Annotated in this window: 9 protein-coding genes; 7 read left to right on the top strand and 2 right to left on the bottom strand. The window is 41.7% G+C overall.

The features are described 5' to 3' along the window. Positions 1-309, top strand: a 309-nt coding sequence (locus H5202_RS14875; RefSeq protein WP_272490471.1) for a CorA family divalent cation transporter, incomplete at its 5' end; no start/stop codon positions are given. Positions 310-592: 283 nt separating this feature from the next. Here H5202_RS14875 and fkpA read toward each other — a convergent pair. Continuing rightward, complete coding sequence (gene fkpA / locus H5202_RS14870) at positions 593-1,345, bottom strand: FKBP-type peptidyl-prolyl cis-trans isomerase (protein ID WP_182772764.1); 753 nt, start codon at positions 1,343-1,345, stop codon at positions 593-595. 169 nt (positions 1,346-1,514) lie between these two features. Here fkpA and H5202_RS14865 point away from each other — a divergent pair, with 169 nt between their 5' ends. The 6 genes from H5202_RS14865 (at position 1,515) to pepN (ending at position 8,213) form a co-directional block, all read left to right on the top strand. Next, positions 1,515-2,483: a WD40 repeat domain-containing protein gene (locus H5202_RS14865; protein WP_182772763.1), complete on the top strand. Its 969-nt coding sequence runs from the start codon at positions 1,515-1,517 to the stop codon at positions 2,481-2,483. A gap of 35 nt (positions 2,484-2,518) precedes the next feature. Next, entirely contained in the window at positions 2,519-2,731 is a 213-nt protein-coding gene (locus tag H5202_RS14860) for a SlyX family protein (RefSeq protein ID WP_011638679.1), read from the top strand. 222 nt (positions 2,732-2,953) lie between these two features. Then, a complete protein-coding gene (def, locus tag H5202_RS14855; protein ID WP_182772762.1) occupies positions 2,954-3,466 on the top strand; it encodes a peptide deformylase in 513 nt (170 codons plus the stop codon). Further along, positions 3,460-4,830, top strand: a complete 1,371-nt coding sequence (locus H5202_RS14850; protein WP_182772761.1) for a COG3014 family protein — start codon at positions 3,460-3,462, stop codon at positions 4,828-4,830. Before def ends, H5202_RS14850 begins: the two co-directional genes overlap by 7 nt. Before the next feature lie 49 nt (positions 4,831-4,879). After that, complete coding sequence (gene lpoB / locus H5202_RS14845; protein ID WP_182772760.1) at positions 4,880-5,473, top strand: penicillin-binding protein activator LpoB; 594 nt, start codon at positions 4,880-4,882, stop codon at positions 5,471-5,473. A 76-nt stretch (positions 5,474-5,549) separates the two neighbouring features. Next, on the top strand, positions 5,550-8,213 hold the full coding sequence (gene pepN / locus H5202_RS14840) for an aminopeptidase N (RefSeq protein WP_182772759.1): 2,664 nt from the start codon (positions 5,550-5,552) through the stop codon (positions 8,211-8,213). A gap of 158 nt (positions 8,214-8,371) precedes the next feature. On the opposite strand, the gene H5202_RS14835 is transcribed toward pepN, so the two are convergent. Continuing rightward, positions 8,372-9,169: endonuclease/exonuclease/phosphatase family protein (locus H5202_RS14835; protein WP_182772758.1), on the bottom strand; the 798-nt coding region annotated here is incomplete at its 5' end.

Raw genomic sequence — 9,169 nt, 5'->3', positions numbered from 1 at the left:
CGCTTACGTGAAATTCACGAAACCCTTATTCGAGTGATAGAAGATCTTGATGCAATACGCGATCGTGCCAGCGTTACGCAAGAAGAACTCCAATCGCAACAGTCAGAACAAGTGAATCAGAGACTGTATTTTTTATCATTGATTTCGGCGGTTTTTTTACCATTAGGGTTTTTAACAGGTTTATTGGGCGTCAATATTGGCGGGATACCGGGTGCTGAATCAAACTGGGCTTTTGCTGCATTTTGTGGAGGGTTATTTGCGTTGATAGGCTTGCAAATGTACTTATTCTACCGTTTAAAATGGCTTTAATCCGTCTTTAATATTCATTTTATACATAATGTAACATTCAGCCGTAGAGTGTTAGTCACTCGTTAGTGAGGCTATTGGGTTACGTAATAGAAGTACCATGATTAGCGCAGCTAACGTGGTACTTCTATTACGATAAACGACTAACGTTGAGCAATATAAATCGTCGGAGTTAGTCACTTATTTCAAGCCAACCTAAGCAGATTTAACTGCAAACAAAAAGGACGCCGAAGCGTCCTTTCTAATCTCTGTTTATCAGTCACTAACCACTGAAACAATGATGCTATTACTTAGTTTCTGCTGCAGCAGGTGTTTTCTCTACTGAAATTAATTCAACTTCAAAAACCAATGTTGAGTTAGCAGGAATAGTACCAGTGTCGCGTTCGCCATAAGCTAATTCTGATGGAATAACAAACTTATACTTGGCGCCTACAGGCATTAACTGTACGCCTTCAGTCCAACCAGGAATCACATTTTTTAGTGGAAACTTAGCTGTTTCACCACGGGTATATGAACTGTCAAACTCGGTGCCATCAGTTAAGGTGCCACGGTAATGTACTTCAACAATATCTTCCGCTGATGGTTTTTCACCGCTGCCAGCTTCTAATACTTCATACTGTAAACCAGACTCAGTCGTGGTTACACCTTCTTTGGCTTTGTTGTCTTCTAAGAATTTTTTGCCATCAGCAATTGCTTTAGCAGCTAACGCTTCAGCTTGCTCTAAACGTTTGTCGTTTAGTTTTTTATCTAGGTTTTGTAATACGGTCTGCATTTCTTCTTCAGTTAACTGCATTTCTTCGCCTAAGCCATCGCTAAAGCCTTTAATCACCATGGCACGATCAACAGCAAAGCCTAATTCTTCTTGCTCTTTAATGTGACCAGACATGTACTTACCAATTGAACCACCAACGCTATATGCTTCTTTTTGAACCTCAGTTGTTAATTCAACTTTCTTTTGAGCAACGTCTTGTTCTTGATTACACGCAGTAAGGCCAACAACGGCTAATGCAACTAACGATAATTTGTAAATAGATTTCATTAAAGCTTCCTCAGCATCCTATAGTGGTTACAATAACCTTAATACATTCAATCAATGAGATGTTTAACTGGTCATGTTCTTTTGCCACTTTATACTAGTTAAAACGGTTATACCATTGGGTAAACCTTAATATGACAAGGTTTAGGACAATAATTCAAGGAGCAAGTTCATGACGCGCGTTCCAATGCTGTTTTTTTGGCCAACTCTCGCATTAGTAGGCCTATTATCTGCGTGCCAACCAACTGCAACTAAAGTTCAGGTCATCACTACGGATGCCAGTTATAGTGCAAGTCTGTCAAATGATGCAACCATCGCTCTGGTTAGCACTGCTCATAATGGCGTACAAGTATGGGATCTTACAGACTCAACGTTGTCTTACCAATGGCTCCAAGGCCAACAACAAAATACCAGTAACGTCATTGATACTGCGATATCAGCCAATAGCCAATATGCAGCAACAATTAGTAGCCACTCGCTTGCGATATGGCGATTAACCGATGGTTCATCTGTCGGATGGTGGTCTTTGCCTTCTTATGCTCAAAGTGTCTCCATCGCCAATACAGGGCAAACACTTGTTGGCTTAGTCGATGGGTCCGTGATGTCATTGTCACCACAAAAATCACGTTTAATTCAATTTTTGGGTCATCAAGAAAAAGTAAATAGCGTGTCTATTAGTGCCGATGGCAACACTGCATTAAGCGGCGGTAATGATGGCAAAGTATTACTTTGGCAAGCCCAGACCGGTCAACCATTACAACAATGGCAGTTAACATCCCGTATCACAAAAGTGGCGATTAACGATTCAGCGAGTCTCAGCTTTGCTAGCGATATCACCGGTAATGCCACCCTCTGGCAATCGGGTACAGGTGAACCAATAAGTCATCTCGATATTAATCGACGCCAAATGAACTTTTCAAGTGCTCGCTTTGTGAATAATGACCTGCAATTACTCACAGGTACGCCATCAAGAGAAATATTTTTATGGCAAATAGACTCAGGTAAGCGACTTTCTCGCTGGGAAGTTCAATTGAGTAAAAACACCCAAAACAAAGGGGCTGTAGTATACTCTGCCGCAATGATAGCACCTGGCTCAATCGTCAGTATTAGCAGCCAAGGTTTAGTTGAATATTGGCAATAATAACTCAGTAATAACTCAAGTAATAAGAGGTCAACATGGAAAGCGTTTTACAGAAAATTGATGATCTTGAAATGAAACTATCATTTCAAGATATCTCCATTGAAGAGTTAAACCAAGAAGTGATAAAACTCAATGCATTAGTTGCTAGACAGCAACAGCAAATGCTATTAATGGTCAATAAACTGCATTCTATTGAGCCTAGTAACATGGCGTCTTCTGCCGAAGAGACTCCACCACCGCATTACTAAAGCCTTGCGACCAAACAACATATTTTTGACACTGTGACTGCTATCATCGTCAGCTGATATTCAGCGACGATAATACAGACTGTCATTGAAACCGGGTGAGTTGTTGGTGCAATATAATGAGGCTATGCAAGTAATAATGTTGTTGACTCATTACGATTTAAACAGTAAATAAAATTAATGCAGGTCGTCATTTAACATGAATAACAAGGACAACCGTCACCTATGCAGCTAAAGCCACTACTCAGCATTGCTACCACAGGCGAACAGATACTGACTCAAATTGCTGAGCCAGTGACGGTGTTTGACCAAGCATTACATACGTTAGCCGATAACATGCTAAGCACTATGCTGAATGCAAACGGTGTCGGTATTGCGGCAACGCAAGTGTTCAGCAACGCAGCAATGTTTATCATGGCGTCAAATCCAAACGAACGTTATCCCGATGCGCCATTAACGTCTCCGACTGTGGTTATAAACCCGCAGATTTTATCGGCATCTACCGCAACAGAAGTTGATGTAGAAGGTTGCTTATCGATTCCAGGTCAGCGGCTATCCATAGTGCGACACAGCCAAATAGAAGTTCAATATCAGTCGCTTGACGGCCAACTGCATCAACAAACATTAACAGGATTTGTTGCGCGGATTTTTCAACATGAATATGACCACTTACAGGGCATTACTTTACTTGAGCGGGTCAACCTTATTACACCCCAGGTACTGGTGCCACAATGTTAAGAACATTCTGTATTGGGTTAACCCTCAGTCTTAGCCTATCTGGCTGCGCCTTTAATAGTGTGTTTGTTAACTATCCATCGCAAATAGCACCATACAAGCAGCAACTGAATAGCGATGCGCCAACGGCAAAAATCACTGATTTGGCCGATAATATTAGTGGCAACGATGGCTTACTTTACGCCCAAGAATCTGGGCGTATTATGCAAATTGCAGGGGACTTTACTCGCAGTAAAACCTATTACCAGCAAGCCATTGACGACTATCAAGTCTTTGATGATAAAGCCACCGTGAGTGCCAGTAAATTAGGCGCTGGGGCAAGCAGTATTTTACTAAACGATAATGCCATTCCTTATCGAGGACCGGGTTATGAGCGTATTATGTTGCATCAATATCAGGCACTTAATTATTTATTTAGTGGTGACGCTCAAGGAGCATTAGTAGAAGTTCGCCGCAGTAATGAACTGCAAAGTATGGAACAAGCACGCTATCAAAAATCACAAAAGTCTGTGCAAGACATGGCTAATGGCACCATTGACGCGCAAGTGGCACAACTAAGCAAAGAAGCGGGTAATGTCACCAGCTCGTTTCTTAACGCATACAGCTATTATACTACCGGCTTATTGCACGAACTTGCCAACGAACCTAACGATGCATTTATTGATTACCGAAAAGCGGCACAAATTACCCCAGACAATGTGTATTTACAGCAAGATTTAGTCCGTTTAGCTAAACAACTCGGAATGCCTCAATATGACGAATTTAAACGTCGCTGGGGAGATGCTGTAATACCTACATCAGATCAAGGCCAAGTTGTGTTCATTATTGAACGTGATTTTGTACCAGAAAAACAAAGTATTACGGTACCTTTTCCAATTAATGGTAATATCCAGTCAGCGTCATTAGCGACCTATCAGCCTCAACGTCAGTTAATCGATAACAGCCAAATTCAAGGGTTAGACGCGCCACTAACAGCACAAACCATTGCTAACATTGATGCGTTAGCCATTAATGCCTTAAAAGAAGATTTACCCGCGGCGTTGTTTCGCCAAGCCGCAAGAGTTTATGCTAAATACAAAATGAATCGCAGTGTACAAAGCAGCAGCCAACGTGCCAATAATCAAGTTGATGCCGCTGCGATGGTAATGCAAATATTTAATGTTATCACCGAGCAAGCTGACCGCAGAAGTTGGTTAACGCTGCCACGTCAGGCTCAAATTGCTCGACAATTTACCGATGCCGGCAGCTATAATGTTCGCTTAAATAGCAGCCAAAATGTAAAAATTGACGTAAAACCAAACCGTACAACATTAATTTGGGCAATAGAGACTGGAAATCGTACCCGTTTTTATTCGATAATCATCTGATAGACGATAATTGTTTATCAACTGTCACTCATCACCAATGGAATTTACTATGAAAAATTTGAAACTGATATTTGTATTAGCTGCTGTAATGGGGCTGAGCGCCTGTCAATCTAAAGTAGAATATGGTGACGCGACAGAAGTCGAAACCGTTAACGAAAATTTCGGTTCCACAGATCTACAAGTCATCGCCGCGAAAATGGTCGACAGCATGATGGCATTCCCACCAGTTGTGGTAATGACACAGAGTAACCGTCCAATTGTATTTGTAGATAAAATTAAAAACAAAACCTCTGAGCATATCGATACAGAGTCAGTGACCGACACCATTAGTAATAAGTTATTACGTTCTGGTAAGTTCCGTTTTATTGATATGACTAAAGTTGATAATGTACGTAAACAACTTGATTATCAAAACAATGCTGGCATGGTAGACCCATCTACAGCGATTAAATTTGGCCGTCAAATTGGTGCTCAATATATGCTTTATGGCAACTTATCAAGCATCGTTAAACAAGATGGCAGCACCAAAGATGTTTACTACAAAATGACCATGCGCTTAATGGATCTTGAAACGGGCCTTATTGAATGGTCAGATGAAAAAGAAATCCGTAAAATGAAATCAAAGTCATTTTTAGGCTTGTAAGCCACGACTCATAGCTATAAAGCCGACATTGTTGTCGGCTTTTTCATACATCCAATAAAAAGTTAGGAACACTAACGTGAAATTGTTATCCACTGAATTTTTGAGTTCTCAGGTCATTAAAACCAGTCTCATCGCTTTATGTTGTGCCAGCGTTATCAGCTGCAGTAGTTCACTTACGACTAAATCCCTACAGCGGGATGGTTCAGCCTATATTAGCCAAGAACAAGCTCAAGCTAGATCTAATGTGGTATCAAATGCACAATATGAACTAACCTTCTTTTTAAGTGAACACAGTCAATTTAGTGCAAAATCGATTGTCCACTTTGACTTAAGCAGCGTACCAAAGTCACTCACCCTCGACCTTAACAAAGCCAATATCAAACAGTTTATTGTCAACGGTACCAAGGTATATCCTAATTATAATGGGGCTTATATAACAATAAACCAAAGTCTCTTAACTGATGGTAACAATACTGTAGAAGTTGAATTTACCCGAGAGCACAGCACCAATGGCGAAGGCTTACATCGTTTTGTCGACCCTGTAGACGGTAAAGTTTATTTGTATTCACATTTTGAACCTGCCGCAGCCCAGCAAATGTTTGCAGTATTTGATCAACCAGATCTTAAAGCCAGTTATCAAATTAATGTCCATGCACCAAAAGATTGGCAAGTGATCAGCGCCATGCGCGAAACCAATGTGGTTGATCAAGGCGAAACCAATTTATGGACCTTCCCTGCTACGCCAAAATTAAGCCCATATAACTTCTCGATGCACGCTGGTCCGTACCATGTTTGGGAAGATAACTCAGGCCGTTATCCGATGCGTTTGTTTTCGCGTCAGTCAGTAGCCAATCAAGTCACCCCTTTAGATTGGTTCACTTATACCAAACAAGGCTTAGACTTCTTTAATCACTACTTTGGTATTGCTTATCCATTTAAGAAATATGATCAAGTTTTAGTGCCAGACTTTCTATATGGCGCAATGGAAAACGCTGGAGCAATCACCTTTTCTGAAGACCGTTTCTTATTTAATGCCAAGATGACAGCTGAACAAAAAGAACGTTTAGCTGGTGTTATCATGCACGAAATGGCGCATCAATGGTTTGGCGACTTAGTCACCATGAAGTGGTGGAATGGCTTATGGTTAAATGAAAGTTTCGCCTCATTTATGGGCACCCTTGCTACCAGTGAAGCCACTGAATTTAGTCATGCATGGCGCACTTTTTATGCCTCTGGTAAACAAGCTGCTTACCATCAAGACAGTTTAGTCACGACTCACCCAATTGAAGTGCCCGTGGCCACCAGCCAAAACGCCTTTGATAATATCGACGCCATTACTTATCAAAAAGGCGCATCGACCATTAAACAATTGCGTCATTTACTGGGTGAAGAAACCTTCCGCCGCGGTGTGAGCCAATACTTACAACAGTACAGTTATCAAAATGCTGAGCTTAATGACTTTATCGACAGTCTAGCCAAAGCCAGTGGACGTGATTTGTCTCTGTGGACTAAAGAATGGTTGTACGCGGCGGGAGTGAATACCATCAAAGCTCAGTACACTTGTCAGCGAGGTCAAATTGACTCGTTTGGTTTAGTGCAAACATCTGATGATATGCAACACCCAACGTTACGTGAGCAACGAGTACAACTAGGGTTGTTCAACAAAAATCGATATGGCATAGAAAAACAACAAGTCGTAGCGGTGACATACAAAGGCGCTTATACCGAAGTTGATCAGTTAATTGGCGAGGTTTGTCCTGATTTGGTTTATCCAAACTATGATGACTGGGGATTTGTGAAAGTAGCGCTAGACTCTACCTCATTTAATACTGCCAAACAGTCTCTAGGCCAAGTCACCGATCCGCTATTACGCTCTATGTTGTGGCAAAGTATGTGGGACAGTGTCATTGATGGTAATACATCATTAGATCAGTTTTTAAATATCGCGTTAATTAATGCACCACTCGAAAAAGACTACACCATTCTAGGTCAAGTACTAGGTAATCTGCAGCGAGCTAAAAACTATCTCGATTTAATGGCGCCAGCTAATGCAGCTTACAACAGTAAAATATCTAAAGCGCTTAGCCAAATGAGCTTGCGGATGAGTATGGAAAGCTACCGTAATAGTGATTTCCAACGCCGTTGGTTCGATGCTTATATTAGTTTATCTAGCCATGGCGATGCGTTAAAACACATTCAATCATTACTGCAAAGTAAGAGTCATATTAAAGGGTTAAGCATAGATCAAGACTTACGCTGGGAGATGATCCGCCAGTTAAACCGTTATGATTACGGTGACGCTCAGGCGCTACTAGCCCAAGAAAAGCACCTTGACCAATCTGACTCGGGTGAAAAAGCCGCGATTGCAGCCGAGGTTATCCGTCCGCAGTCATCGCTTAAACGCCAGTGGTTAAATACCATTGAAAACAATGACAGCATGGCGTTCTCAAAAATTCGCGTTGCAATGTACAATATCTATCCTGCTGAACAAAAACTATTAAGTGCGGCAACCGCAGAGCAACGCTTTGCCAACTTACCGTTAATGGACGATAAAGGTCCGGTATTTATGCGCAGTTTTGCGGCGCAATTAATTCCTACCGATTGTAGTTCAGTAAACATAAATGCAATTAGCCAGGTCTTAGATACACAAACAAGTTTATCAAAACTGGCAAGACGCGCGCTACTTGAAACACGCCAACAAGAACAACGCTGCGTGAAGATAAAACAAACATTACAGTAAGCTTACCCAAAACAATGGTAAATCAATTGAGTTAAATCAAAAAAGCGCTGATATTTATCAGCGCTTTTTATTATGTTATTCAAATGGATCCAACACTTAAGACCTTACATCGCCATCACGTTCAAAAGATCATCGATAGACATCACCATTGTGGTCCACTAAGTGCGGACGCAAAAGCGCATCATTACAGGAGCATGGTCGGTACTGTCGCTGTCGCGTTCATAGTCAGGCCGAACTAGATGACGATCAAAGGTCTTATAGTCAATGATATGAGCAAGATTTTGCTGCTGGGTTGGATTAAACTCACTCGACACCAATATGTAATCGAGCACTGAACCACTGTTGCCATAGTAATGTGTCGGTTGCCTAGCGGGATGCGGTTGCTCATCCACTAGTGAGCTTGACTCAAATTCATCTTGGGCCAATGTCGCGTTACACTTGGTCGCGTCGATAAACAACTCATAGCTATCAAACAAACTGCTTTGCTGTAACTCAGCCATCAATGATGTTTCACCTAGCTTAGCCAGTCCTGGGTCTTCAATATCACTGCGATACACGCGTAATTGATTATTAAATGCCGCTAACAATTCACTGCCCATGGTGTCATTAAAGTCGCCCATCAACATAAATGGCTGCTGAGTTTGCTGTCGCCTCATCAACATTTGATGGCACAACAATGCTGATTCACTGCCGCGTTGTAAACTGGATGCCCAACGCCCAAGCACTTGCCGTGCAACAAAATCAGCACCGCCATGTAGGCCACTTTCACTGATATCATCACGACTCACGCCACTGCGTTTAGACTTAAGATGAATAACATAGCAATCGCATGGCCCAAATACTGGTAACTGTATCGTAGCCCGTAACGGTTTACGGCTAAAACTAAATGACTCCGCTAAACCTAACTGGCTGACCCATTGCGGATCTGGGCTGACATTAGCTGAATCAATAATAGG

This window comes from Shewanella sp. SG41-4, from assembly GCF_014164505.1.
Lineage (GTDB): Bacteria > Pseudomonadota > Gammaproteobacteria > Enterobacterales > Shewanellaceae > Shewanella.
Note: the sequence above shows the minus strand (reverse complement) of the source record. Positions and strands in the feature narration are given on the sequence as shown.